Below are 26,017 nucleotides of genomic sequence, written 5' to 3' on the forward strand. Positions count from 1 at the left end.
TTCCCGTCCCCGCGTGACCAGCGGCGTCCGCCCCCGCAGACCTTTTGGCGGATTGCCTCGGGGTGGTGCGGCGATGATGCTTGTCTGGCTGAGCCGATCTGATCGGCCTGACCTGGGGGGTCTCTGCATGTCACCACCTCGCGGTGGCGCGCGCCCGCGCGCCCTCATTATCCTTTCGCTGTTGCTGATCGCGCCGCTGCTGCCGGTCATCACCGCCGCACCAGCCGCGGCCACACCAGCCGCGGCACCGGTTGCACAGCCCAAGCGCGTCACCGAGGCTCCGGACATCCCGTCAGCCCGGCTCGCCGCCCGCCTGTCCGGCCGTCGGGTCGAGGCGTTGTCCGAGCGGTCCGAGTCGACGACCACGTGGGCCAACCCGTCGGGCACGTTGACCTCGGAGCTGTCGTCGGGACCCCAGCGTTTCCAGCGCGACGGGAAGTGGGTCGACGTCGACCTCACCCTGCGCGCGCAGACTGACGGTTCTGTGGCCGCGCCGGCGCACCCGCGCGGTGCTCGGCTGGCGGGTGCCGGTGGCACCCGCGCCAAGGCGCTCGGCGCCGCGGAACCCGCCAGGGATCTGGTCACCCTCGGGTCCGGAACCGAAGCGATCACCCTGCAATGGCCTGGTGGGCTGCCCGCGCCGCGACTGGACGGGCCGACCGCCACCTACCCCGACGCCGTGCCGGGCGCCGACGTCGTGGTCTCGATGACCAGGGACGGGTTCGAGCAGTTCGTCGACATCAAGCAGCGGCCTGCTGGGCCGGTGAGCTACACGTTGCCGCTCAAGGCCGAGGGGCTGGTCGCGACCGCCCAGGCCGAAGGCGGCGTCGCGTTCACCGACCGCAAGTCCGGCAGGCAGGTCGCGACCATGCCCGCGCCGGTCATGTGGGACTCCACTGTGGACGAGCGCTCCGGCGAGCACACTCGCCGCGCGCCGGTGCGGATGACTGTCGAGCAGCGCGGCGGGACCATCGAGCTGGGGTTGAGCCCGGACCCGGCGTTCCTGGCCGACCCGGCGACCACCTTCCCCGTGCGCGTCGACCCGTCCATGACCCGACTGGGCAACGTCTTCGACACCTTCGTCGAGTCCGACGTCACCACAGACGAGTCCGGCTCGGTCGACCTGAAGATCGGCTGGCCGGGCACCTACGACGACGCGGCGCACACGAAGAAGACAGTGGCCCGCTCGTTCGTCACCTGGAACACCGCGCCGATCTCCCGCGCGCTGGTGACCGACGCCAAGCTGCGGCTGTTCAACTACCACTCCTGGTCGTGCGACCAGAGGGAGTGGCAGGTTTGGGCGGCTGACGAGGCGACCAGCACCACCCGGTGGACCAACCAGCCCGCGATGCTGACCAAACACGCGAGCCCCACCGAGACCCGCCGCTCGGGCGGGACCTGCAACAACCCCGGCTACTCGACCGTGGACGTGACCAGCCTGGTCGCGTACTGGGCGGGCACCCAACGACCGCAGTCGAGCATGGGCCTGCGCGCGGGCAACGAGGCCGACACCTCCGGCTGGAAGCGCTTCTACTCCGGCAACGCGGCGGCCAACCAGATCCCGACGCTGGAGGTGACCTACAACTACAGGCCCAAGGACGGCACCGACGCCCAGGCGGGTCCGCCGTTCTTCTCATACGGTGGCGAGTTCCGCGTCAACACCACCACTCCGACCCTGCGCGTCCGCACCGGTGACGCCGACAACGACAAGCTTCGCGCAACGTTCGAGGTGCAGAACAGCGCGGGCACGGTTGTCGACACGCAGGTCGTGAACGACGTGCCCGCCGGTCAGGTCGCCACCGCGACCGTCGCCACGGGCAAGCTCACCAACGGACAGACCTACAAGTTCCGCACGACCGCCTTCGACGGCACCCACTGGAGCACCACGTGGTCGCCGTTCACCTCGTTCGTCGTCGACACGACCAATCCGTCCGCGCCCACCGGCCTGAACTCCACCGACTACCCGTCGACCCAGTGGGTCAAGGGCGGCGGGCAGCCCGGCACGTTCACCGCCACTCCACCCGCGGCCGACCACCACTGGCTGGAGTGGAGCTTCGACGGCGACACCTGGACCAAGGTGCCCACCGGCGGCGCCGTCGGCACGGTGTCCTTCACCGCTACCCCGCCCAAGGACGGCACCCACACGCTCAAAGTCCGGTCCGTCGACCGCGCGGACAACAGGTCCGAGGCAGTCAACTACACCTTCCACGCGGGACCCGGCGGCTTCGACACCCCGTCGGACGGCACCCACACCGCCCGACGTGTCGCGGTCGCCGTGGAGGCGGACAGCAAGTACGACCAGGCGACCCTGCTCTGGCGGCGCTCCGACGCCGACCCGTGGACGACCGTCACGCCCGGCCACGTCACCAAGGACGGCCAAGCGCTCACGTCGTGGCCGGTCGCGATGACCGCGGGCCGGACACCGACGCTGGTGTGGACCGCCACCGACACGGTCACCCCGGACGGCGCGATCCAGGTCAAGGCGGACTTCACCGGCCCCAACAGCGCCCAAGGCGCCACCGAACCGCTCAAGCTCGTGGTCGACCGCGACGCCGACGGCGCCACCAGCGAGGAGATCGGACCAGGGGCGGTCAACCTGCTGACCGGCAACCACTCCCTCGAAAGCAACGACGCCTCCTTCTTCGGCCTCTCCTTCACCCGGTCCGCCGACTCCCGGGCACCGCACGCGGGGTCCGCGCAGGAGGGGCAGGCGGCCATCCTCGGTGATGAGTGGATGTCCGGGATCAGTGCGGAGTCGGGCAAGTCGCAGTACACCCACATCCGCCGCACCACCGACACCGCGCTCGACGTCGTCCTGGAGGACGGCTCGGCGGTGTCGTTCACCGCGAACGCGACCAGCACCGGCTGGGTGCCGCAGATCGGTGAGGAGTCGTTGACGCTCACCGGCGGCTTCGGTGCCGGGTTCACCCTGACCGACACCATCGGCACGGTCACCACGTTCGGCAAGGTGGACGCGGCGGCCGTGACCTGGCAGGTGACCAGTTCGCTGGTCAACGGGCTCACCGACAGCACCACCGTGGTCGTGTCGGAGAAGGTCGTGGTGAACGGGACCACGCTCGCCAGGCCCAAGCGGCTCATCGCACCGGGTGCGGCGACCGCAGCGTCCTGCCAGACCACCCCGGCCGCCCAGGGCTGTCGGGTCCTGGAGTTCGGCTACGCAACCGCGACGACCGCCACCGGCTCTGCGTTGGGCGACTACGCGGGGCAACTGCGCGAGTTGACGCTGTGGGCCACCCCACCCGGCGGGACCGCTTCGACCGCCACGGTCGTCTCCGCGTACGCCTACGACGACCAAGGACGGCTGCGGGAGGTGTGGGACCCGCGGATCTCCCCCGCGCTCAAGACCGGTTACGACTACGACGCCGCCGGTCGGGTCACCACGCTGACCCCGCCAGGGCTGCTGCCGTGGACCTTCGTCTACGGCTCGGCGGGCGGCTCGGCGACCTCGGGCGACGGCATGTTGCTCAAGGTGACACGCCCCGCGCTCCAGCAGGGCAGCCGGGACGTCGTCTCGGGCACCTCGGTCACCACCCTCGTCTACGGCGTGCCGACCACCGGCTCGGCGGCGCCGCGCCAACTGGGCACGACCGAGGTACGGACGTGGGGCCAGCACCAGGCACCAACCGACGCGACCGCGATCTTCCCCGCCGACTCGGTCCCCACCTCCTCCACCGGGTCGGACCTGCCCGCGAACGGCTACGGCCGGGCGACGGTGTACTACCTCGACCCGTCGGGTGAGCGCGTCAACACTGCCGACCCCGCGGGCAACATCACGACCAGCGAGTACGACAAGTTCGGCAACCTGGTGCGCGACCTGACCGCTGCGAACCGAGCGCTGGCGACGTCCACCGACGCACGGCTCACCGCGCTCGGCATCGCGGGCCTGTCGAGCGCGGAGCGGGCGGAACTGCTGTCCTCCCGCTTCACCTATTCCCCCGACGGGACCCGCAAGGTCGAGGAACTCGGGCCCCTGCACCACATCGGGCTGGTGAACGCGCTCGTCGACGGCACGACCACGGTGGCCGCGGCAGGCAGCCGCGTCGCCGCGCGGACCAGGACCGTCACCGAGTACGACACAGGCAGACCGACCGACGGCTCGGCCACCGTCCGCGACCAGGTGACCGCGGTGACCGTCGGCGCCCAGCTGCGGGAACAGCCCGTGCTGCACGCCGACACACGGGTCACCGCGACCGGGTTCGACTGGACGAAGGGGGTGGCCACCTCCACCACCCAGGACCCCGGCGGTCTGGCGATCACCACGTCCACGCAGTACGACGCGCAGGGCAGGGTGGTCAAGACCCTGGCACCCGACTCGACCGGCACCGACGCGGGCACGACGGTGACCTCCTACTACACCGGCACCGGCACCGGCCCGTGCGCCGGACGCCCGGAGTGGTCGGGGCTGACGTGCTCCACCGGACCGGGCGGAGCCATCACCGGCGGCGGCACCAACCCGTCGGCACTGCCGGAGAAGACCACCGAGTACGGGCTCTTCGGTCAGGTGACCAAGCTCGTCGAGACCGCGAACGGCAGCACCCGCACGGCGACCACGACCCACGACCCGGCGGGCCGGGTCACCCTGGTGTCGATCACCGGGTCGGCGGGTACGGCAATCCCGGACGTGGCCACCGGATACGACCCTGCGACGGGGGCGGTCACCAGCACGACGTCGACAACCGGCGGGACCATCACACGGGTCAAGGACAAACTGGGCCGCCAGGTGTCCTACACCGATGCCGACAACGGGGTGTCCACCGCCGAGTACGACCTGCTCAACCGCCCGGTTCGGGAGACCGAGTCCACGCCGGCGAACGCGCTGTCCAGCTACGACACATCCATCGACCCCCGCGGGGTCGTCACGGGGCGGACGGACTCGGTCGCGGGCCAGTTCGGCACCCGGTACGACGCCAACGGATCCGTCTCCGAGCAGCGGCTGCCTGGTGGTCACACCATGCGGCAGTCGGCCGACCCCACCGGGCAGGCGGTATCGCGGGTCTACACCCGCGACTCCGACGGGGCGGTGCTGCTGAGCGACTCGGTAACCCTGTCCGTGCACGGCGAACGGCTCAGTCATGTCGGTTCGCCGGGCCGCGTGTCGTCGCAGACCTACCAGTACGACGCCGTCGGCAGACTCGCCGGTGTCGACGACACCACTGACGCGGTGTGCACGCGGCGTACCTACACCTTCGACAAGCACTCGAACCGCAAGTCGTTGACCACGGCGGCGGCGGTGCCGGACGCACCTTGCCCCACCTCGGGCGGCACGCAGAAGACGCACACCCACGACTCGGCCGACCGCCTGGTCGACACAGGGGTCGTCTACGACGCGTTCGGTCGCACCACCGCACTCCCCGGTGGCTCCACGTTCGCCTACTACGCCAACGACCTCGCGCAGCGGGCGACGGCGGGCGACCGCAGGCAGACCTGGACGCTGGACACCGGGTCGCGGGTGCGGACCTCGGCGACCGAGTCGAACGTGGGCGGCACGTGGCAGCCGACCGGCACCAAGGTCAACCACTACGACGGCGACAGCGACAGCCCCCGGTGGATCGTGGAGAACTCCAACGGCGACATCACGCGCAACGTGCTGGCGCCGTCTGAGGGTCTCGCCGCGACCACGGGCACTGCGGGCACCGTGCTGCAGTTGACCAACCTGCACGACGACGTCGTGGTGGCCCTCCCGCTGACCGCGGGGCAAGCACCGACGGTGCAGAACTCCGATGAGTTCGGCAACCAGAACTCCGGCGCTCGGTACGGCTATCTCGGCACGCACCTGCGCTCGGCCGAGGCCCTCGGCGGCGTGGTACTCATGGGGGTTCGGCTGTACTCGCCGTCGCTGGGCCGGTTCTTGCAGACCGATCCGGTGGCGGGCGGATCCGCCAACGCCTACGACTACGCCAACCAGGATCCGGTCAACAACCAGGACCTCGACGGCAGGTTGTGGTCACGGCAGTTCAGCAGGTGCAACGCGACGGCGTGCGCGGGTATGCAGCGGGTGTGTGACGGGAATCGGTGCTCGATGCAGTGGTGGTTCCGGTTCCGGGGCATGTGGGCGTGGGCATACATCCGCGCCGGGTTCGGGTACTCCTTCACCGCGAACGGGTGGCGCATCGGCGGTGGCCGCTACTCCCATGGCGAGCTGGGGATGTACACCTTCCACGGGAGCTGGTACTCCAACCTGGCCTCCAGGGCCCGCGGTGGGTATCACTGCTGGGGCTTCTGGACCTGTTATCTGGGACCATGGGACCGGATGACGTTCTCCGCGTCCGGCACCCTCACCCTCTACGGCAGGTTCGGTTATTGGTACGTCGGAATGATCTGGTGAGTTCCTGGGTCGTGGACCTCGAACCCGTGCTCGGGTCCGAGGTCCACGACCCACTGGTGCGCCCGTGGCTGGAAGAGGTGTTCGACCGTCACGGGAGCGCACCTGCCTGGTACGTCGAGGAACTGGCCGCGCAACGGCGGCAGGAACTGGTGGCCGAACTGGTGCCGTTGGTACTCGACCAGGCCGAGGCGGCGCTCGGCCACCGGCCGGAGATGCCCGCGGAGGACAACACCGTCGGCCACGACCAGGTGTGGGCGGTGGCCCGTGAGCCGGCCCTGGTCTCGATCGCCGACGCCGTTCAGTCGCTCATCGCGTCGCGCGATAGTGTCGTGTGGCCGGTATGTCCGCAGCACCGGGTCGGTCAACACCCCGAACTGCGGGACGGGATCGCAGTGTGGGTGTGCCAGGCCGGGGGTCACCTGGTCGACCGGATCGGCTGACACCGCCACCGGTCCATCGAGTCCTCCAAGGACACCGAAGCGCCCGTGGTAGGCAGCCGGGGTCAGGCCTGTGTGCTTGCGCAGCCGAGCGCGGGAACCTGCGCTCGCGGGCACATGCGAGCGTCGAGGCGGCGCGACCAGCGGCATGAGAGTGCATTCGTTGTGTTGTGGAATGTTGGCGTGTCGGGTAGCGGTTGGCCGTCGGGGGGCGATGGATCGGTGCAGGCTTGGCCGGTTCCGGCCGGGCACGGTGTGGCCTGGGTTTCCGGTGGGTTTGGGGTGGAGTGGCGGGTTGTCCGAGGTCGTCAGGGTTGGTGGTGCGGGGTCGGCTGTGTTGGATGTGGTGTTCCTGTGAGGTTCCCCCGATAACCCGAGGTGGTTGTTACCTGGATCGGGTCGGTGATGCCGGGATGGTAGTCGGTTCGGTCTGGGCGGCGTGCCAGGCGGTTTCGTACTCGTCGGGGCTGAGCCAGGCGAGGTCCTTTTGGATGCGTTCGGTGTTGTAGAACCCGTCGATGACCCTGTTGCCCAATTCCCATGGCCCTCATCCCGGTGTGATCGTCGTGGTGCATGATCAACATGTTGGTCTTGTCCCGCATGCGAGTGGAGCTGTTAGTGTCGCTGCAACCACGGGCGTGGTCGGAAGTCCCTGAGTTGACTGCCCAAGTGGCTCGGGCGGCGTTTCCCAAGGGATGCTTGGCGATGAACGTCCGTGACCGGTTGGGGCCGTTGTTCGACGACGAGGTCTTCAGGTCGGCGTTCGGTGTACGGGGCAGGCCGGGAATCTCGCCTGGACAGTTGGCGTTGGTCAGCGTGTTGCAGTTCGCGGAGAACCTGACCGATCGCCAGGCCGCGCACGCGGTCAGGTCGCGGATCGACTGGAAGTACTTGCTGGGCTTGGAGTTGTCGCATACGGGCTTCGACTTCACAGTGCTCACCGGTTTTCGTGACCGCCTGCTCGCCCACGACCTGGAGGAGACGGTCCTCGACATGCTGTTGGGTCGCCTGACGGAACTGGGCTTGGTGGTGGGCAGGGGCAGACAGCGGACCGATTCGACCCATGTGCTGGCCGCGGTCCGGTCGCTCAACCGCTTGGAGTTCGTCGGGGAGACGCTGCGGGCGGCGCTGGAGGCGTTGGCCGCGGCGTCACCGGAGTGGCTCGGTGGGTGGATGGAGCCGGTGTGGCGGCAGCGGTACGGAGTACGGACCGACGCCTACCGGCTGCCTCGGGCCGAGGACGAACGGGCCGCCCAGGCTCGACAGATCGGCGACGACGGTTACCGGCTGTTGGAAGCGGTCTTCTCGCCCGCCGCACCGACATGGCTGCGCGAGATTCCCGCGGTGGAGATCCTGCGGGCCGTATGGCTTCAGCAGTACCACCGAGTCGGCGACGGCGACGAGCAGACGGCATCCTTGCGGGGAAAGGACGATCTCCCACCCAGTCGGGACCGGATCACCTCCCCGTACGACACCGATTCCAGATACGGGATGAAGCGAGGGATGGGGTGGGACGGTTACAAGGTCCACCTCAGTGAAACCTGCGACGACACTGCCGAGACCGGACGGCCCCACCTGATCACCGACGTCCTGACCACCGACGCCACCGTGAACGACGCCGTGGTCCTCGATCAGATCCACAACCGCCTCCGCGACAAGGACCTACTGCCCGCCGAACACCTCGTCGACGCCGGCTACACCTCCGCCGAGCTGCTGCTGGAATCCCAGGCCGAGCACGGCGTGGCCGTTGTCGGTCCGGTGCGATCGAACACCACGCGACAGGCCAACGGACACAAGGACTTCAGCACGGAAGCCTTCGAGATCGACTGGTCGGGCAAACAGGCCACGTGCCCGACCGGAGCAACCAGTAAGTACTGGACCGAAGGCTTCGACAGCGGCAAGCGTCCGGCGATCCGGATCCGGTTCGCCACCGGCACCTGCGCGCCCTGCCCTGTGCGCGACCAGTGCACCAGCTCACACCGCTACGGCAGGCAACTGACCATCCGTCCTCAGGAGCAGAACGTTCTGCTCGAACGTGTCCGGGCAAAGCAGGCCACCGAGGAATGGAAGCAACGCTACGCCACCCGTGCCGGTGTCGAGGGCACCATCCACCAAGCCGTCGCCGTCACCGGAGTACGCCGCTCACGCTACACAAGCCTGGCCAAAACGCATCTTGCGCACATCTTCACCGCTGCCGCCGTCAACCTGATCCGGCTGGACGCCTGGTGGAACGGAACACCACTCGCGCCGACTCGAATCTCCTACGTGGCGGGGCTCGACCTCCCTCATGCCGCATGAAAATTGGGCAACAGGGTCCGTCGATGTAGGCGAACAGGTCGTTCTCGGCTTCGTCGCGGGTGCGCCAGGACCGTCGGTAGACCAGTTCGATCTTCAGCGTGGAGAAGAAGTTCTCCATCAAGGCATTGTCGTACGAGTCGCCGACCGACCCCATCGACGGCAGGATTCCGTTGTCCGCCAACCGTTCCGCGAACCGGAAGGCCGTATAGGTCGACCCGCGGTCGCTGTGGTGGATCAGCTGCCCGTCGCGCACGTCGCGCGACCAGATCGCGTACTCCAGGGCGCCCAGGACCAGGCCGGTGTCACAGCGGTCGCTGGTCTTCCAGCCCACGATCCGGTTGGAGAACGTGTCGCGCACGGCAGCGAGCCAGAACACGCCCTCGCCGGTGCGGATCCGGGTGGCGTCGGCCACCCACAACCGGTCCGGCGCGGGCGCGGTGAAGTCCCGGTTCACCCGATCGGGCGCCGGTGCGGCCCGCGGATCCCGCCTGGTCGGCGGCATCCGCCCCCCTGTTTGCGCAGGAAAGCGCCCTGCAGGCCGGCCTGGCGCATCAGCCGCTCGACACGCTTGCGCGACACGCGGACACCCCGACGCCGCAGCACCTGGTGCACCCGCGGGCTGCCGTAGGTGCCGCCGGAGGCGGTGTGGATGTCGGTGATCTCGGCGGTGATCGCCCGGTCCTCGCGTTCGCGGTCCGACGGGTCGGCCTGTCTGGCCACCCAGCCGCGGTAGGTGGAGGAGGCGACGCCGAGGACCCGGAGGACGAACTCGACCCCGAAGCGGTCGCGAAGCTGCTCGACGAGCTTCGCGACCGTCGCCGGGTCGGGTCGGGTTCCGCCGCGAAAAACGCGGACGCGGTCTTCAGGATCTCGTTGGCCCGCTTCAGTTCCGCGTTTTCCTTGCGGAGGCGGCGCAGCTCCTTGGACTCGGTCGCGGTGGGCCGGTCGTCCCGCTCGCCGCGGTCGGCCTCGTCCTGCCGGATCCAGTTCCGCAACGCCTCCGGGTGCACGCCCAGCTGCCCGGCCAGGCGCCGGATCACCGGCTTCGGGTCGGACTCCCGGTACAACCGGACCGCACGGGCCCTCAACTCGTCGGGGTACTTCTTCGGTGGTGCCACGGACGACTCCCTTCAGGCCCCATCGGACCATGCCTGAAAAAACTCCGAGCTACCGGGGGAACCTCAGTGCGACGGGCCGGGGATTCCTTGTTCGTTGAGGTGTCGTGCGATGGCCGCCTTGCTGTGTCCGGCGAGGCGTAGGTGGAAGATCAGTTTTACGACGTGTGCTATGGCGGGGTCGGGTGCGAGTTGTTGTCGCCGTACTCCGCGTCGGGCCAGTGCGCGGTTGGGGTGGGGTCCGGCGTCGACGAGCCGGTAGCCGTAGGGTGGTCTGCCGCCGAGGTAGCGGCCCTGTTCGACGGTCTGTCTGCGCATGGCGATCATGACTCGGTGCCGGGCGCGCACCACCTCCGCTTGTGACCGCGCGGCCAGGACGGTGAGCAGGGCTTCGTGCGCAGGGGGTTGTCGAACTCGACGGGACCGTCGGCCTCGGGCAGCCACAGCCGTACCCGGAAGTGCTCCAGGAACGCGCGCAGTGCCCGCACCTGGTCGGTATCGAGGAACGCGCGTTCGTACTCGCCGACCACCACCGCGTCGACCAGGTGGGCGTTGGCCGCGATGTGGCGCAGCAGCGCCGGGGCTTGGGGTCGCTTGTGCCAGGGCACTTGTCGGGAACAGCCGTTCTCGAAGAACTACTCGCCGACGATGGTGCCGTGCCTGTCGACGAGTCGGTGTGCGACGTCCAGCTGCCACGCCCGCGAGGTCTGTGGGTCCTGGTGCTCGGAGGTGGAGGCCCTGGCGTAGAACAGGAACCGCAACGTCCCGGCCGGCGCTGGGTTCAAGGCGGGGATGCCCGGCTCGACGGTGGCGGCGATCCACGCTGCCAGCGTCGCGGGATGCGGCGGTGCGGACACGGTCATGGTGTGGTCGGCTCTCGGCGTCATGATCGGGTCGTGTGCCGGGGTGACGCCGCCCGACTTCCGCGATGACGATCGGCTGTGCGAGTACGCCTGGTCGGACCAGTCCTGCAGGGCATTCTTGGTGGACGCTCGCAACATCCGCTCGTCCCCGCCTCGACCACTCCGCGCCGGCCGTCCACACCGTGCCATCGGTGACAAAGGGCGGTTAAGGCCGCGTCACATCCGGATGGTTCGCCGCGCACACGCCTGGCCGCGGGGCGCACGTGGCTGCTCGGCCGATGCCGTGGTCTGACGGTCTGGCCCATCCGAGACGTGGGTGTCGTGTTCCGGGTCGGGTGTCTCGCATCGGGGTGGCGTTCACCATGCGGCGCGCCACTGTGCGCGGGTGCGGCCGTCGTCTTCTTGACCGTCCAGGTGTTGATCACCGTCATCGGGGTGAAGCACCGGGCAGCGGGTGGTCCCCCGCCGGCGGCCGGGACGCGGGGGTTCCCGATCCGAGGAGTGGCTGCATGGCGAACGAGCTCAAGTACGGTGACAAGATCCACCTGCAGAACGGGTACGCCGCCTGGACGGGTGGTTACCTGGACACCAACGGGCACAGTGCGGACGTCGGCGGCAAGTACGCGGTGTCGACCGCCGATACCGCCACCCGCGGGGTGGGCACCGGTACCTGGGAGATCCTGTCCGCCTCGGGCAAGGCGAACGGGACCCCGGTGGAGAGCGGGGACCTGGTGTACCTGCGCAACCTCTACGGCGGTGACGGCGGCTACCTCGACACCAACGGCCACGCCACCGCCGCGCAGAAGAGCGCCGGAGGCAAGTACAACGTCTCTACCTCCACGAGCAAGGACCGCGCCGCCGGCACCGGCCGCTGGCGGATCTTCGCTGAGACCTCCGCGCCGACCGACGGGTACGTCCGCAAGGGCGACGTGGTCCACCTGTGGAACACCTACGGCGACAACGGCGGCTTCCTGGAGACCAACCAGCACGCCACCGACGGCGGCAAACTCGACGTGGACACCAACGCCTACTACAACCGCAGCGACAACGTCGCCGACTGGAAGATCCACCAGGCCTGACCGCCCGTGACCGGCACCGGCGGCACCGAACCGGCACCGGTCCGGTGCCGCCGGACAACGTCCTGTCAGGGCGGACCGGATCGCGCCGGTGCCCGGCCACCTCCGGGCGATCCCGGGGTGTCGACGCTGCGCGCGTCCACCAGGAGCTGCGCCACGGGCACGAATTGGTCGGTTAGAAAGGCCACCGCCCAAGAAGCGGACCGCCGCATTGGACCAACACATCCCGGCGGTTACCCGCGGGCTTCGGTCGTGACCCACTGTCGGGCAGGTCCATTCGCCACGGTCGTGTGATAGCGATACGCAATGCTGGCACCGGGGACGCCGGCGGCGGCTCCGCGCAGGTGATGGACGAGCTCGTTGTCACCTGATGGTGACGGACGACACCGACCCGCGACACTGGTGGCACCGAACACGCCGACGGGACGGGTTGATGCAGTGGAGCTAGTGGTGGTGCCGGGTCGCGGGGGCTCGGAGACCGTCGAGGAGTTCGACACCGACAAGACCGTCCGGCAGGCACTGGCCAGGTACCCGGTCGACCTGGTCGACCGCTGCCGGGCGCGGATCGCGGCGTTCGAGGCCGCGCAGGTCGTCTGCTTCGGGCTGTACCGGTTCAACTACCTCAGGCGCGAGCACTCCATGGAGGACGTCGAGAGCGTGCTCGAACTGCTGGTCGACCTCGGCGAGCTGGCCCCTGGTAGACGCCGGTCCGTGTACCTGGTCGGCCGGTGGCGGTAGGCCGGGCCGGCGCACGGCTGGCCTCCTGGTATCTGGAATTCCGTTCAGCTGTCCGTCGAGGCGTTCGAGGATCTGGTCTCGGCCCGGGTCCACACGTAGGGCTTCGGATTGCTGTTCCGGGTGGCTATCCGGTCATGGATGTCGGCCTCCAGTGCCGCGGCCGAGGAGTGGACGCCTCGTCGGAGTCTTTTCGTGCTCAGTTCGGCGAACCAGCGTTCGACGCGGTAGAGCCAGGACGAGTCACCGGGATCGGAGCACTTCGACACAGCCCGCCTCACCGCAGCGACCGGACGTCGCAGTCATCACCGCGTGGGAGCGGCAGGGACCACGACGACCAGCCGCGGCTGGTCGTCGTGGTCCGGTGGGCTCCGAGGTGGCGGCACCGCCTGCGTCGCAGAGGCGATCGTCCGAGCGGTGCTGCCCGCGATCGCGCGGCCCGTGTGCGAGGAAGCGAGCGTCGCCGACGAGGTCCGCCGGGTCGAGAACGACCCGCGTCTGGACGGCACCACCAACCTGGTCGACGAGGGGCGCAGGACTGGTTCGCGTCGTTCGGCGGGACCGCCCTCGTAGGTCGAACCGACCACCGGCAGCGGTGGGTGCCCGACCTGCGCTCCAGGTTGCGGACCATCACCGGTCCGCCCCGCCGTCTGGACCGGGAGTTGGACGCGCCCGAGTCGGTGGTCGCCGTCGGCGCCGGTAGCGCCGCAGTCGCGGCAGCGCGCGTCGAGGCCGACTGCGGTGACCCGGCGCTGTGGGTGCCCGACAACACCGGATGCCGACGTCTCGTTCCGGGCACTGTTGGACGCGGTGTCCCTCGCGCGGAGCGGCAGACCCGGCTGCCGTCCGACGACGACACGATCCGCACCGACGTGCTCGTGAACCCCGTACCTGCACATCCCCGTCGGCAGGACGAGGCGTGGATCGACGCCGCCGTCCCCAGGGCCGCCCTGCTCGCGACCCCGCTGCGTTGCGTCTCTCCTACCGCCCCGTCTCCGACCCGCGCTCCCACGTGGAACCGGAGACACCTTCCTCTCTGGTTCCGTTGTCTCCGCAAGGTCCTGTGAGCGGTTTCTGACCGTGCCGACGACCAGCGCGGCTGGAACCGCTTTACACCTCGTTCAGAGACGGGTGGTGGCGTGAGTTCGGCCGGCCCGCGCCTCGGCGAGCAGGCGCTGGGCGAGTTGGAGTGCGCGTGCGGCGTCCTCCCAGCCGGATGAGCCGGGACCGGCGTGTGTCGGGGTTTCGTCGGCGTGGATCAGCTCGATGACCCGGACCGCCGCGGCGACAGCCTGCTCGGCGGCGGCGAGCCTGGTCAACCACTGTTCCTCGGCGTTGCCGAAGGCGATGTCCGACAGCCGGTCTTCGGCCCAGCGCAGCTCCCACCGTGCAGCCGTACGGACGTCCTCGCCGGAAGTTCGATCATGCCGGGCATCGCGATGTACCCGCAGCCGGGAGCCTCCGGGATATTTGTGGCCAGGGCCGGCACCGGCCGGTTTCCCGGTAGAGCAAGCCGAGCAGACCCGCGATTTCGAGACGATCGCGGACGTCGTCCCGCCACCCCTTGTCCCCGATGTGTCGGGCAACCAGGTCGGGAATCATGCCCGATGCTGCGCTCGGCTGCTCGCATCCGGTCAAGCGTGGACAACGCCACGGCCGCCTTTCGCCGATGGTCGGGCTCGCGACGCCCGATCGTGCCGGCGTTGGCAGCGCGGCCGACGGTGTTCCGGTTCAGCCGGTTGGGTGATCCGCTGACGACAGCGAGGGAACATCCACGACGTATTCACCGAATCGGACACTCCCCGGCCGCGCCTCCTCACGTCGTCGGATGGATCTTGACAGCGCGCTCGTCGTGCACCTTTCTGCTCGGATGTGCCCTGCGCACCGCCAGATCAGCCGATCTCGACGGGCAACGATGCGATCGGGTTTCGGCTCGAATGGTGACGAGCGGGGTAAGCGCGGCACCGCTTTGGTCGAGCGAATGGCGGCCGGTTGGGGCGCTGCGCAGGTGGGGGTGGAGAACGTGGGTCATGTGCCGCGCATCAGGGCGATCACCGTCTGGGTCCGGTCGGCCACGCCGAGCTTCTGGAAAATTGAGTTCAGATGGTTCTTGACGGTGCGCTCCGAGATGTCCAGGCGGCGCGCGATGATACGGTTCGACATGCCCTGGGTGAGCAATTCCGCTACCTCGGTCTCACGTTCGGTGAACCGGTCCCACACATCTCCACCAGGACAGGGCGGCGGGTTCCGGGCCGCAGCGTGCCCCTGTCGGCACAGTTCTTCCGCACGGGCTATCAACTGTTGGGCTGCCCGCTGGTGGGCGTGCGCCTGCCGGAGCAATTCCACTAGGTCACAAGCACTCTCGTCGTCCTGCTCGGAGGCGTTTGGAGACATGTGTGAAATCTCCCTGACCGCAAATGACCCGTTCTTGTCCTGGTCGAAGAAGTGTCCCACACCAGCAGGAACCGAGTAAACCTCCATTTGGTTGTCCGCATAAAACACTATGACCCGCCACGGCGAATGACCGGGCCGGTCGGCAGACGTCCAGGATCCCTCGAAAACGGTGCCGCAAAGGGCGGTCAAGCATTTCTTCCGGGCGCGTCCGGAAGTTGCGGCACGGTCGCGAGGTCGGCCGGTGTCACGGTCGCACACGTCGTTGTCGCGCCCGATGGGCCGGTCCAGTTGCCAGGCGGTGAGCAAACCCTCGCGGAAGGGCGATCCGGCTTGCGTGGTTACCGGGTGCACCGCGTCCGCCAAGCGGGCCGCCGGTCCGGCCTGCACACCCGTGCGCGCCTCGTCCACGGCTTCGAGAGCGAGTCTGAGAATGCCACTGGCACCAGGGGCGTTCACCGGCCCTCCGGCAAGGGGTCACTTGGCGGCCGGCGTCCGGGTCAACGAAGGCGGCGTTGGTGACGGCGTCGCGGGAGAGCATCTGCGCGCCGCAACCGCAGCACCCGCGGCCAGCCGTCGAACTCCGGGTCCGGCAACGAGCCCGTGTGCCCGATGCTTCGGCGTTCTTGACCAGCAGGTCCAAGCCGTCGGACTCGGCCGGCACCGTTTGGGCGGCGGCCCTGATCTGCTCGCCGGTGTTCATGTCGCAGGCGAGCAGGAGCACCCGGCGGCCAGCTGCTCGACCTCGCCGGCCGCGGCCCCCAGGCTCGGCCGGGCCGGTGGCGATTGCCCTGCCGATGCCCTGGTGACGAGCGCTGTCCTACCTCGCAGGTCGAGCAGGTACAACGGGGATGAGATCGGTCCTCCAGGCGGTCGTGGTGGTGGTCACCCGGTCAGGGGCGCGACGCGGTCGCGCGGGGCGAGCGCGAACAGCTCCTCGAAGCTCTCCCTCAGTGCGGCGACGAAGGCGTCCGGATCGGTGAACGCGCCGGTGTCCAACGTGATCCCGATGTGGCAGCGGTCCTGGTAGGTGGTCAGTGCGATGCTCGTCGCGCCGCACAGCAGCGGCGGGAACGGCAGAATGCCCAGCACCTGTGATCCCGCAAGGCCGAGCCGGCCGGGTGGTCCGGAGAAGTTGGTGGCGATCAGGTCGTTGCCCCGGAACATCTGGCTCAGGGCGAACCTCACCACCGGGCCAGGCAACGGCGCGAGCGGCCGGGTGAGCAGGTCCAACGCCCGCAGCGTCGACTTGCTGCGCACGGTGGCGATCCGGCGGCCGGCTTCGACGATCCGTGTGACCGGGTCCAGGCCGGACACCGGCATGGCCAACCTCGTGCTGGCCAGCCGGTTTCCCGCCGGGAGGTCGTCGTGCTTGCGCACGCTGATCGGGATCAGCATCGGGAGTTCGGGCAGGTCCACCCCGAAGTGGCGGTGGTAGCGGTCGACACCGCCCATCAGGCCGGCCACGAAGACGTCGTTGAGGGTGCCGTCTCCCGCTTTGCCCGCCGCCCGGAACGCCTTCCGGGGGAAGTCGAGCGCGTCGAGGTGGACGGCGTTGCTGCGTTCGCGCAGCAACGGCGACGCGGGGGCCGGGGGCACGAGCGTCGTCCTGGCGAACGACACCACGCGCTTCACGACTCGACCGGCCGACGGCACCTTGAGCCGAGGGAAGCCCGCACGGGTTCCCCGTGCGGCGCGGGTCGCGGCCGAGGGCAGCGCGAGCAGCACCTTGGCCAGGCGTCCGGCGAGCAGCGTGGTGGCGTGCGCGGCGCGGCGGTGGGCGGGCGGCAGCGCGGGCTCGGCTGCGGAGGCAGCCGCCTCGCCCAGCAGCACGGTGATCAGCTGCACCGCGCCCATCCCGTCGCACAGGCTGTGGTGCAGCTTGAGCAAGTAGGCGGCCTTCCCGCCGTGTCCGTCGTCCCAGTCCTCCACCAGCGTCGCCTCCCACAGCGGGCGTTCGGGGGCCAGGGGACGTGACACGACCGCGCCCACCAGGTCGAGCAGTTGGCGGGTCGTGCAGGGGGTCGGCAGTCGCACCCGGTGCACGTGGTTGCGCACGTCGAAGGTCTCGTCCGGGACCCAGAACGGCCGGCCCAGCCGCAGTGGCGGCTCCAGCGCCCGGTGCCGCAACCGGGGGACGACGCGCGTGCTCCACTCGTGCCTGCCCACGAAGCGCTCCCAGTCCGGGCATCGGTCGAGCACGAACACACCCACCATGTTCGACCGCATTCCCGGGTGGTTCTCCGCTCGCCAGAACAGTGTTTCCAGCGCATTCATCTCGCTCGGCGAGCGCCAGATACCGCGTTTGGGAAGATCGCTGCTGCGGTGGGGCATGGTTGTCCTCGCACCCTCGGTTGGAATGGATCGTCCGCCGTGGCTCGCGGCTGATGACGTGAACACGGCAACGTTCGCATCTCACATACATTCGCCGTCTATGTGTACCCCCGTTGGTGTGACGGAATTCTGGTCCGACGCCGCATCGGCCGGTCGGCAGGTACTTTTGGGCATGGGCCATAACGTGGTGTGCGGCCAGTGATCACCGCCCGAACGGGTCATCGGTCGACCGATTTCCTCACGTTCCGTGCGCATCGCGAGACTGACCGGTGTTGTAAGTGGCGTGCGAGTGAAAACTGTTGAACCCGACGACTGCTCCGCTGTCCTTCCGATCAGTCGACCGGTCCGCGTGGTACGAAGGTCCCGTGGCCAGGGGGCCAGTTCCCACGGCAGGCTCAACCACGGCAACCGGTGCTCGCGCAACGGTTGGCGCGGCACCGGCTCGGGAGCGGTGTCCGGCAGTGGTCGATGCGGCTGCCGATGATTTTCTCCGCGGGTCGGGAATGTGGTGGAGTCGCCACGCCCGACGTGTGGGAGCCCGGGGCAGTGGGCCGGACGAATCTTCCGGAAAGGGGTGAGAGTCGGCCCTGTCGGAACGGCTGCGGAACAGGTGTTCGCGGCGCAACCTTGAGAAGTGCTGAGACGGAGGCAGTGATGGGTCGGTACAGGCGGCGCAACGGGGTCGGGTTCTTCCGGTACCTGGGCGATGTGGTCGACGACACCAAGGACTTCGTGGACGACATCCTCGACCGCGACGGCGACTCCTACAACGGCATCCGGGGAGGGCTGGAACAGGACGACCGCAGTGCCATCCACCGGGACCTGCAGGCGTTGAAGACCTCACTGGACGAATTGTCGGCCAAGCTGGACCAGCTCGGCACCCGGCAGCTCGCCGACAAGAAGTAGGCGCGAGCCGGCCAGAGGTCCACGCGGCGGCGACCGGTCGTGGTACGGGTGGCGGAAGCGGTCGCGGAACGGGAGTGCCACGTCGTGCCTGCCAAGCGCTCTGACCTGCACCCGGTGTTCGCCATGGCGTCGGCCGGGCTCGCGTTGCTCGACCTGGCCGCGCCCCGGTGGTGGCCGGCCGTCCTCGGCTGGACCGCTCTGGTCGCGGTGCTCGTGGCCTGGTTCGCATACTGGCGCGCCGCCGGTGGGTCCGCGTAGGTCGCCTCCTTGGCAAGCGCCGGCACAACCGCGGCGGATCCGACACGTCCCCTCGGCGCGACGGGGCGCACATCGCACAGCGAGGAGGCGGGTGGCATGGGCCGGCACCGCGTCGGTGAACTCGCCCGAGCGCTGCTGGCGCTGCTGAGGCCGGAACCAGCCCCCGGTGCCGGACGCGGGACCTCGGGCGGGCCCGGGGGTCGGTCGGTGGACAGGACGCGCGCCCGCCGGGTGCGGGCGACGCTGGAACAGCTCGGACCGTTCTACATCAAGGTCGGGCAGATGCTGTCGACCCGCCCGGACATCGTCTCCCAGGCGACCGCCGAGGAGCTGCGCGGATTGCACGACAGGGTCGAAGCTCGCCCGTTCGGCGAGTTCGAACCGGTCCTGCGGGCCGGCCTCGGTCGGCGGTGGCGCGGGATGTTCACCGACTTCGACACCGAGAACCCGATCGGCTCCGCCTCGCTGGCCCAGGTCTACGCGGCCACCCTGACCGACGGCCGGCCGGTGGCTGTCAAGGTGCAGCGCCCGGACATCGCACCTCTCATCGCCGAGGACATGGCGCTGCTGCGCCGCGCCGCCCGGCTGCTGGCCGTGACCGCGCCCGGGTTCACCGAGCTTGTCGACGTGCGGGCCATGCTCGACATGCTGTTCGAAGCCATGCGCTCGGAACTGGACTTCACCCGCGAGGCCGTCGAGGCCGACCGCGCTCGCGCCGAAGTCCTCGAGTACAAGCACCTCGACGTTCCCGAGGTGTACGAAGCATCGCCGACGGTGATGGTGCAGAGCCTGGCGCCGGGCTGCTCCATCGCCGACGCCCGTCCCGAGGAGTTCACCACCGCCGAACGCGTCGGCATCGGCCGCGACCTCATGGCGTTCATGTTCAGCAGCTACTTCACCACCAAGGTCTTCCACGCCGATCCCCACCCGGGCAACGTGTTCGTCCAGCCGGGAAGCAAAGCGTCGCTGCTGGACTGGGGCATGGTCGGCCGCATCGACCACCGGACCAGCCTGGGCATGTTGCGGATGCTGCTCAACGTCGCCCTCAACGACGCCCTCGGCGTCACCCGCGCGTGGGTGGACATGGGGCGCGCCACCGAACGCGCGGACGTCGCCGCGTTCCGCAACGACATGGAGCTGCTCGTCCCGAGCCTGACCACCGTCACGCTCGACCGGCTCGACTTCGGCGCCACCTTCACCTCGGTGCTGGGCAGCTCGACCCGGCACGGCATCCGCACCAACCCCGCCATCGCGCTGCTGGGCAAGTCGTTCGCCAACCTGGAGGGCTCCATCCGCTACCTGGCACCCGAGCTGAGCGTCGTGGGCACCTTCCGCGACCAGCTCCAGGACATCATGATCGACATCGCGGACGAGGCCATCTCCGAGGCGCGGCTGGCCGACGTCACGCTGGAACTGCTAACCAACGGCACCCAGACGCTGCACTACGTCCACACCGCCCTGCGCCAGCTGATCGGCGGCGAGATGGTGTTCCGCGTCGAGCGAGCCAACCGGCTCGACCGCCACGCGGGCCGCCGGCGCAGCCTCTTCGCAGTCGTCGCCGGCGCTTTCCTGTGGTCCACCCACAAGCGCCTCGCCCGCTCCGTGAGCGCGACCGCTCTCGTGGATGGCGACCAGACGTGACAAGTCCACCGTGCACGGCCGCCCAGGTCGGTTCGTGCACCCTCGACGCGCGGGAGGCGCTGACCCATGTCCATCGACCCCGACACCGTTTCGGCCGAGTTCGTCAAGCTGCTGTCCAAGATCGCCGAGGTGCCCGAGGAGAAGATCCACGCGCACTCCTCGCTCAAGGGTGACCTGGACGTCGACAGCCTGGCCATCGTGGAGCTGTTCGACGTCACCGAGGCGCAGTGGGGGGTGAAGATCCCGGACGAGGACGCCCAGGCGCTCGCCACCGTCGGCGAGATCGTCGACTACCTGCGCCGCAGGGTCTGACACGGCACCCGACACGAGGGAGTTCCCATGTCCGGCACGGTCCCGGGGGTCGTGGTCACCGGTGTGGGGGCCACCACGCCCCTGGGCGGCGACGCCCGCACGACGTGGTCGGCCCTGCTCGCCGGTGACAGCGGCATCGGCGCACTCGACGTCCAGCCGCCCTGGAAGGTCGACCAGCTGCCGGTGCGCATCGTCGCGGCCGCGGTCGTCGACCCGTCCGCCGTCCTGTCGCCCAAGCAGGTCCGGCACACCGACCGGGCGACGCAGTTGGCGCTGGTAGCGGTCGCCGAGGGGTGGGCCGATGCCGGGTTCACCGCACCCGCCTCCAGCGGCGAGAGCCCGCTGGACCCGTTGGAGGTCGGTGCGGTGGTCAGCTGCGGCCTCGCCGGTATCACCTCGATGATCCGGCAGTACGAGGCCCTGGTGGACCGGGGCGCGGCCGGCGTGTCGCCGTACTGCATCCCGATGATGATCCCGAACTCGCCCAGCGCGGAGGTCGGCCTGCTGGTCGGCGCACGAGCCGGCGTGCACTCACCGGTCAGCGCCTGCGCGGCGGGGGCCGAGGCGATCGCCTACGGCGTGCAGATGATCCGGTCCGGGCGGGCGAAGGTGGTTGTGGCCGGCGGCGCGGACGCCACGATCCACCCCTTGGTGCTGGCGGGGTTCGCCCGCATGGGAGCGCTGTCCTGCCGCAACGACGACCCGCTCCGCGCGTCGCGCCCCTTCGACACCGGACGCGACGGTTTCGTGCTCGGTGAGGGGGCGGGGGTGCTGGTGCTCGAGGATGCCGAGCACGCCAGGGCGCGCAACGCGCGCGTCTACTGCGAACTGGCCGGCTACGGCTTGGCGGCGGACTGCCACCACATCGCCCAGCCGGACCCCTCCGGCGCGGGCGTGGCGCGGGCCGTCACCGCAGCGCTGCACGACGCCGGCACCCCGCCCGCCGAACTCACCCACGTCAACGCCCACGCGACCTCCACGCCCCTGGGCGACGTGGCCGAGGCAGGGGCGATCCGCCGGGTGCTGGGCCGACACGCAGACAGCCCGTGCGTCTCGGCCACGAAGTCCTCGACCGGGCACCTGATCGGAGGGGCCGGCGGTGTCGAGTCGGTGCTGACCGCGCTCACCGTCCACCACCGCGTCGCACCGCCCACCACGAACCTCGTGGACCTCGACCCCGCCGTCGGTCTCGACGTCGTAGGCCCCACCCCGCGCCCGTTGCCAACCGGGCCGGTCACCGCCCTGAACAACGCGATGGGCTTCGGCGGGCATGACGTGTCGCTCGTGCTGCGCTCGTGCTGACCGGCCCTGCACGTCGACGGTCGCCGTCCCGCCGCCCCGCGCCGGTGCTGCTGTTCCCCGGCGTGGGCTCCTACCGCCCGGGTGTCCTGTGTGGACTGGAAGAACTCCCGGAGGTCCGCTCGGTGATCGACCAGGTGGACCACGCGGACCACGGCCGGCACCGGGTGCCCCGGCTGCTGCTCGACCCCGGAGGCCCGGACGAACGTCACCTGTCGGCGCACGACCCGACCTCCGCGCACTTGGCCGTCTACACCGCCGCTGTGGCCGTGTCCGCTTTGCTGCACCGGAGGTTCGGCGTGCGCGCGCGGGCGATGATGGGCCACAGCGCCGGTGAGATCGCGGCCTTGGCCGCGGCCGGGGGCGTCGACGTCGGCGACGGGGCCCGCGTCGTTCTCGCGCGGGACGCCGCGATAGCGGAGAGCGCCGCGCCGCCGGGCGGTTTGGTCGTCGTCGAAGCGACCGCGGCGGAAGTGGACCGGCTGCTCGCCGAGGTCGCCCTGCCGTCCCTGCAACGGGCGTGCGACAACGCGCCGAACCAATGCGTGGTGTCGGGCGCGGCCGGTGACCTGCCGGCGCTGACGGCAGTGGCGAACCGGAACGGCCGGCGGACGACGCGGCTGGCCACCACGATCATGTTCCACAACCGAGCGCTCATCGGCGCCGCCCGCGCCTTCCTGGACCAGATCTCCTCCGTCACCGTCCACCTGCCGCACACCCCGGTCTTCTCCGCGCCGCTGCTGCGCACCCACCGGAGCACAGCGGAGCTGCGCGAAGCGACGGCGCACCACCTGATCGGACCGGTGCACTTCCGCCGGGCGCTGGAGGGCCTGCACCGCTCGGGGACCGGGACGTTCCTCGAAACCGGCCCGCGCAACGTCCTCACCGCCCTGGCAAAGGCGACCGTCCCCGACGCGCGCGCCGTGTCCGTTCTACCCAGGAAAACCACCGTGGGCCACCTGGCCGCCGTGCTCAGGGCGACCTCGTGACCCCCGGCGGCGTGGGCAGGTGGCTACACGGGCGGCTGCGGCGGGTCGGCGGCACACCGGGACCGATGTGGCGTTCACGAAGCAGGCTGAGACGGGCCCAGGACCCGTGGGCTCGGGTTGCTGCGGTGAGGGAGGCAGGATGAGAAGGACTCTCAGGGTCGAATCACTGAACGTCGGACAAGGGCAGCTCGCCGGGAAGATCGTGGTGGCGGACTGGGTGGAGCACCCGGAACGAGGACGGGTGCGATGTCCGGCCGCCGCGCTGCTCGCGGGCAGCCTGCGTCGCGCGGGCCTGGAGCCGGTTCGCGTCGAACACCTGCGCGCCGAGGACCTGTCGTCCCGCGACATCACGTGCAGCGCAGATGTGGCGGCCGTTGCGTCCTATGTGGACCGGGATGGCAGTGCGCTGGGCATGGCCGCCGCCGTGCCGGGCGGTGATCGCCGCGCGGCGGCCCTGGTGCTCGGCGCGGTCCGACAGTGGGCACAGGTACTGAGGACGCGGCGTATCGCGCTGGCTGCGGTAAAACCCTGGTGCACCGGGCTCGAAGCGTCCTTCCGTGCGTTGGACCAGTTGTTGAGCACCGTTGCCGGGCCCGTACACGTCCTGGGCACCCCTCCTCCGTGCCGGGTCACCACAGAGGAGTTCATCCGGCGTGGCACGGTGTTCGTCGAATCCCTCGACCAGGTCCCGGACGGTGCCCTGCTCCACTTCGGTCCCGCGGGTGCCAGTCCCCTCGTGCGGGCGAAGGCAGCGACCAGGGACCTGGTCCTGAGCGACGGGACCTGCCCGTTGGTCGCTGCGGCGGCCGGCGAGGTCCGGCGGCTGGCGGAGGAGGGTGCCACGGTGGTGGTCGTCGCCGATCCCGCGCACGCGGCCGTGCCGACGTTGACGGGCCAGGCGCCCGAGCAGGTCGTGCTGGTCAACGAGATGGCACAGGCCGACGCCGTGCGGGTCGGCGATCCCGGCCCGATCGGCGTGGTGGTGGAGCCGGGAGCGGACGTGGCAAGGCTCATGCGGGTGGCCGAACGGGTCCGGGCACGCTTCGATCACGTCAGGCCCCAACATCCCGCGACCCTGTGCCACGAACCTTCCGACCGGCACAACGCGTTGCGGCTGTTGGCCGAAGCGGACGTGGTGCTGGTGGTGGGCAAGGCGGCAGCGGACGACAGCGAGGAGGTGGTCGCGCGGTTCGCGGCGCTGGGCGTGCCGGCGTTCGTGGTGGCGTCGGCGGGAGAGGTCGAACCGGACTGGCTGCGCACGGCGGGGTGCGTCGGCGTGACCGCGTCGCTGACCGCCGATCCGGGTGCGGTCGACGGTGTGGTCGACGCCTTGCGAGGGTTGGGACCGTCGGCTGTCGTGGAGGTCGCCGTGCGAACCTCGCCCGTCGTACCGCGGGTCGTCGTGCCGCCCGTCATCCGGCCGACGCCCGTTTGAGCAACGCTTTGGCCGCGTGGTGGTTGCTGTGGGGGCGCAGGTGGGCGCACATGGAGCGGACTGCCCGGTCGACCCGCCCGGACGTGAGGTTCGGGCGTTCGTCGAGGAGCACCGACCACGCGGTGCACGCGCGGTCCAGGTGTCCGGCGGACAGGTGCAGTTCCGCGAGGCGAGCGCTGGTGATGGCCAGGGCTCGCCGCTGGTCCGGTTTCCGGTGCCTCAGCGAGACCGTCAGAGCGCGCAGCGCGGCGGGCCGGTCTCCGATCGCGTCCAGGATCTCGGCCTGCTGGTGCGCCAAGGCCGCGACGTCGTAGCCACCCACGTGTGCGTCGGACCCCTCCGTGCGGTGCAACAGCCGTTCCGCCCTGCTCAGATGACCCAGCGCGGCGTGGCTGTCGCCATACGCGGCAGCAGCCACGCCGAGTTGTCCCGTGAGGAACGCGGCCTCCATGGGCGGCACCCGGTGGGACTGCCGCATCGCCGCTTCCGCCAGCAGGAACGCCATGCGGCGGTGGCCGAGGTAGTGGGCTTGCACGCTCAGGCTGCGGAGGGCCGCCGCGTAGCAGCACGCGTCGCCGGCATCGGCGGCCAGTCGCGCTGCGGCCTGGTAGTAGCGCTGACCGGCACCCTGCAACATGTCGTCGAAGCACATCCAACCGGCGAGGTAGCACAGGCGGGCAGCTGCGGAGTTCAACCGTGCCCGCACCTTCGGCGTGGCCGAGGCGCGCAACCACGGCGCGACGGTGGTGGCGAGGTAGGCAGACAGTGCCACACGGCCGGTTCCACCGCCGAAAGCCATGTCGATGGCGGAGAAGACGGACACCATCGACGTGGCGGCTGCCGCGTGCGAGACACCGATCCTTCCGCGTCCGCCCGCAGGTGGTGATGTGCCGACGAGGGGCAGGGCACCACGCCGGGTGAGGCTGTACGTCACACCTCGCAGCACGTCCTGCCCGCTGGTGCTCGCGGTTCCCATCCACACCAGCTGTTCCACCGGCTCTCGAGGAAGAGGAATCCGCAAGGCCCGGCCGGCTGGACTGACGAGCCCGGTGTCCTCCGGACCGACGGGGCGTCCCAGCTGCCGCGAGAACACCTCCGCGACCAAGTCGACGACCTGGGGGGAGGGGCGAGAGCCGGACAGCCAGTGCGAGATGGAGGTGCGGTCGTACCTCAGCGTGACACCGTTCTCCGCGCCCAGCCCGTTCACCGCACCGGCCAGCATCTGGCCCGTCCACCCGCTCTCTGCCAGCAGCTTCCTCAGTTCGGCGTTCGGCACTCGTGGAGAAGTCGTCATCACACCATCCTGAAACGAGGTCGGTTTCTTCTCAATCCCGAATATCGCTGCAACTCGATATCGGCCGGCCTCGCCTGGGGGCGGGCCGAACGGTCCTGCCGAGATCCTGCGGCGACATGTCCTCAAAGGACAAATCCGAAGCGGACCCCAATGGACCATTTCGGCGACGTGGCGGTGACGTTCAACAAGGCCGCACGTTCAACGGGTTCCCATCGGGCCGCCCTTCTACACCTCATCGGCGTCGGGGAACGTGGGAAACGCGGAGCGTCGAAGGTCGTCGGTGACGGC

Annotated in this window: 22 protein-coding genes and 2 pseudogenes; 13 read left to right on the forward strand and 11 right to left on the reverse strand. The window is 69.9% G+C overall.

Annotation, left to right across the window (positions count from 1 at the left end):
- Window positions 1-181: 181 nt before the first annotated feature.
- From BN6_RS16165 to BN6_RS16175, 3 genes are all read left to right on the forward strand, one after another.
- Window positions 182-6,346, forward strand: a complete 6,165-nt coding sequence (locus BN6_RS16165) for a DNRLRE domain-containing protein (RefSeq protein ID WP_148302897.1) — start codon at window positions 182-184, stop codon at window positions 6,344-6,346.
- A complete protein-coding gene (locus tag BN6_RS16170; protein WP_041312927.1) occupies window positions 6,343-6,786 on the forward strand; it encodes a hypothetical protein in 444 nt (147 codons plus the stop codon). Before BN6_RS16165 ends, BN6_RS16170 begins: the two co-directional genes overlap by 4 nt.
- 615 nt (window positions 6,787-7,401) lie before the next feature.
- A complete protein-coding gene (locus BN6_RS16175) occupies window positions 7,402-9,081 on the forward strand; it encodes an IS1182 family transposase (protein WP_041316446.1) in 1,680 nt (559 codons plus the stop codon).
- Here BN6_RS16175 and BN6_RS16180 read toward each other — a convergent pair.
- The 6 genes and pseudogenes from BN6_RS16180 to BN6_RS47875 all read right to left on the reverse strand — a co-directional run bounded on the left by BN6_RS16180 (window position 8,984) and on the right by BN6_RS47875 (window position 11,083).
- A complete protein-coding gene (locus tag BN6_RS16180) occupies window positions 8,984-9,535 on the reverse strand; it encodes an IS3 family transposase (RefSeq protein ID WP_231905310.1) in 552 nt (183 codons plus the stop codon). The genes BN6_RS16175 and BN6_RS16180 overlap by 98 nt on opposite strands.
- The gene (locus BN6_RS48785; protein WP_084672670.1) at window positions 9,532-9,801 is read right to left on the reverse strand and encodes an IS3 family transposase; all 270 of its coding nucleotides are present in this window, start codon (window positions 9,799-9,801) and stop codon (window positions 9,532-9,534) included. The genes BN6_RS16180 and BN6_RS48785 overlap by 4 nt, the downstream gene beginning before the upstream one ends.
- Before the next feature lie 182 nt (window positions 9,802-9,983).
- Window positions 9,984-10,199: pseudogene (locus BN6_RS50225) on the reverse strand (transposase); the annotation flags it as partial.
- Between the two features lie 63 nt (window positions 10,200-10,262).
- Window positions 10,263-10,523: a recombinase family protein gene (locus BN6_RS50230; RefSeq protein WP_197540278.1), complete on the reverse strand. Its 261-nt coding sequence runs from the start codon at window positions 10,521-10,523 to the stop codon at window positions 10,263-10,265.
- Window positions 10,520-10,804 (reverse strand): hypothetical protein, encoded by a 285-nt coding sequence (locus BN6_RS47870; RefSeq protein WP_015100748.1) that lies wholly within the window; start codon window positions 10,802-10,804, stop codon window positions 10,520-10,522. The genes BN6_RS50230 and BN6_RS47870 overlap by 4 nt, the downstream gene beginning before the upstream one ends.
- 27 nt (window positions 10,805-10,831) lie before the next feature.
- A complete protein-coding gene (locus BN6_RS47875) occupies window positions 10,832-11,083 on the reverse strand; it encodes a hypothetical protein (RefSeq protein ID WP_197540279.1) in 252 nt (83 codons plus the stop codon).
- A 485-nt stretch (window positions 11,084-11,568) separates the two neighbouring features.
- Here BN6_RS47875 and BN6_RS16190 point away from each other — a divergent pair, with 485 nt between their 5' ends.
- Window positions 11,569-12,138, forward strand: coding sequence for a hypothetical protein (locus BN6_RS16190; RefSeq protein ID WP_041312929.1), 570 nt, complete (start codon window positions 11,569-11,571; stop codon window positions 12,136-12,138).
- Between the two features lie 435 nt (window positions 12,139-12,573).
- Window positions 12,574-12,873, forward strand: a complete 300-nt coding sequence (locus tag BN6_RS46695; protein ID WP_158509388.1) for a hypothetical protein — start codon at window positions 12,574-12,576, stop codon at window positions 12,871-12,873.
- An 83-nt stretch (window positions 12,874-12,956) separates the two neighbouring features.
- On the opposite strand, the pseudogene BN6_RS48790 reads toward BN6_RS46695, so the two are convergent.
- A pseudogene (locus tag BN6_RS48790) lies at window positions 12,957-13,121 on the reverse strand (IS630 family transposase); the annotation flags it as partial.
- A 166-nt stretch (window positions 13,122-13,287) separates the two neighbouring features.
- On the opposite strand from BN6_RS48790, the gene BN6_RS46700 reads away from it, so the two are divergent.
- The gene (locus BN6_RS46700) at window positions 13,288-13,443 is read left to right on the forward strand and encodes a hypothetical protein (protein ID WP_158509389.1); all 156 of its coding nucleotides are present in this window, start codon (window positions 13,288-13,290) and stop codon (window positions 13,441-13,443) included.
- A 548-nt stretch (window positions 13,444-13,991) separates the two neighbouring features.
- On the opposite strand, the gene BN6_RS16200 is transcribed toward BN6_RS46700, so the two are convergent.
- From BN6_RS16200 to BN6_RS16210, 3 genes are all read right to left on the reverse strand, one after another.
- Window positions 13,992-14,189 carry a hypothetical protein gene (locus tag BN6_RS16200; protein ID WP_041312933.1) on the reverse strand — a complete coding sequence of 66 codons (198 nt, stop codon included), beginning with the start codon at window positions 14,187-14,189 and terminating at the stop codon, window positions 13,992-13,994.
- A gap of 709 nt (window positions 14,190-14,898) precedes the next feature.
- The gene (locus BN6_RS49615) at window positions 14,899-15,672 is read right to left on the reverse strand and encodes a helix-turn-helix domain-containing protein (protein WP_269454336.1); all 774 of its coding nucleotides are present in this window, start codon (window positions 15,670-15,672) and stop codon (window positions 14,899-14,901) included.
- Between the two features lie 474 nt (window positions 15,673-16,146).
- Window positions 16,147-17,595, reverse strand: a complete 1,449-nt coding sequence (locus tag BN6_RS16210) for a wax ester/triacylglycerol synthase domain-containing protein (protein WP_015100755.1) — start codon at window positions 17,593-17,595, stop codon at window positions 16,147-16,149.
- Window positions 17,596-18,249: 654 nt separating this feature from the next.
- Between BN6_RS16210 and BN6_RS16215 the strand changes: the two genes are divergently transcribed.
- The 7 genes from BN6_RS16215 (at window position 18,250) to BN6_RS43755 (ending at window position 24,435) form a co-directional block, all read left to right on the forward strand.
- Window positions 18,250-18,501, forward strand: coding sequence for a hypothetical protein (locus tag BN6_RS16215; RefSeq protein WP_015100756.1), 252 nt, complete (start codon window positions 18,250-18,252; stop codon window positions 18,499-18,501).
- A 48-nt stretch (window positions 18,502-18,549) separates the two neighbouring features.
- A complete protein-coding gene (locus BN6_RS16220) occupies window positions 18,550-18,759 on the forward strand; it encodes a hypothetical protein (RefSeq protein WP_041312937.1) in 210 nt (69 codons plus the stop codon).
- A 207-nt stretch (window positions 18,760-18,966) separates the two neighbouring features.
- Window positions 18,967-20,400, forward strand: a complete 1,434-nt coding sequence (locus BN6_RS16225) for an ABC1 kinase family protein (RefSeq protein ID WP_158509391.1) — start codon at window positions 18,967-18,969, stop codon at window positions 20,398-20,400.
- A 66-nt stretch (window positions 20,401-20,466) separates the two neighbouring features.
- Entirely contained in the window at window positions 20,467-20,712 is a 246-nt protein-coding gene (locus tag BN6_RS16230; protein WP_015100759.1) for an acyl carrier protein, read from the forward strand.
- A 27-nt stretch (window positions 20,713-20,739) separates the two neighbouring features.
- The gene (locus BN6_RS16235; RefSeq protein ID WP_015100760.1) at window positions 20,740-22,014 is read left to right on the forward strand and encodes a beta-ketoacyl-[acyl-carrier-protein] synthase family protein; all 1,275 of its coding nucleotides are present in this window, start codon (window positions 20,740-20,742) and stop codon (window positions 22,012-22,014) included.
- Window positions 22,008-23,000 carry an ACP S-malonyltransferase gene (locus BN6_RS16240; RefSeq protein ID WP_015100761.1) on the forward strand — a complete coding sequence of 331 codons (993 nt, stop codon included), beginning with the start codon at window positions 22,008-22,010 and terminating at the stop codon, window positions 22,998-23,000. Before BN6_RS16235 ends, BN6_RS16240 begins: the two co-directional genes overlap by 7 nt.
- 139 nt (window positions 23,001-23,139) lie before the next feature.
- A complete protein-coding gene (locus BN6_RS43755) occupies window positions 23,140-24,435 on the forward strand; it encodes a putative 4-hydroxy-3-methylbut-2-enyl diphosphate reductase (RefSeq protein ID WP_015100762.1) in 1,296 nt (431 codons plus the stop codon).
- Here the strand turns inward: BN6_RS43755 and BN6_RS16250 are convergent.
- Window positions 24,413-25,711, reverse strand: coding sequence for a hypothetical protein (locus BN6_RS16250; RefSeq protein ID WP_231905312.1), 1,299 nt, complete (start codon window positions 25,709-25,711; stop codon window positions 24,413-24,415). The genes BN6_RS43755 and BN6_RS16250 overlap by 23 nt on opposite strands.
- Between the last annotated feature and the right edge of the window lie 306 nt (window positions 25,712-26,017).

Origin of the sequence: Saccharothrix espanaensis DSM 44229 (genome assembly GCF_000328705.1) — a bacterium.
Taxonomy (GTDB): domain Bacteria; phylum Actinomycetota; class Actinomycetes; order Mycobacteriales; family Pseudonocardiaceae; genus Actinosynnema; species Actinosynnema espanaense.

Coding starts and splice junctions, on each gene's coding strand:
- BN6_RS43755 (WP_015100762.1), top strand. CDS start 23,140: ATGAGAAGGACTCTCAGGGTCGAATCACTGAACGTCGGACAAGGGCAG.
- BN6_RS16210 (WP_015100755.1), bottom strand. CDS start 17,595: ATGCCCCACCGCAGCAGCGATCTTCCCAAACGCGGTATCTGGCGCTCG.
- BN6_RS50230 (WP_197540278.1), bottom strand. CDS start 10,523: ATGATCGCCATGCGCAGACAGACCGTCGAACAGGGCCGCTACCTCGGC.
- BN6_RS16235 (WP_015100760.1), top strand. CDS start 20,740: ATGTCCGGCACGGTCCCGGGGGTCGTGGTCACCGGTGTGGGGGCCACC.
- BN6_RS47875 (WP_197540279.1), bottom strand. CDS start 11,083: ATGACGCCGAGAGCCGACCACACCATGACCGTGTCCGCACCGCCGCAT.
- BN6_RS16190 (WP_041312929.1), top strand. CDS start 11,569: ATGGCGAACGAGCTCAAGTACGGTGACAAGATCCACCTGCAGAACGGG.
- BN6_RS16215 (WP_015100756.1), top strand. CDS start 18,250: ATGGGTCGGTACAGGCGGCGCAACGGGGTCGGGTTCTTCCGGTACCTG.
- BN6_RS16230 (WP_015100759.1), top strand. CDS start 20,467: ATGTCCATCGACCCCGACACCGTTTCGGCCGAGTTCGTCAAGCTGCTG.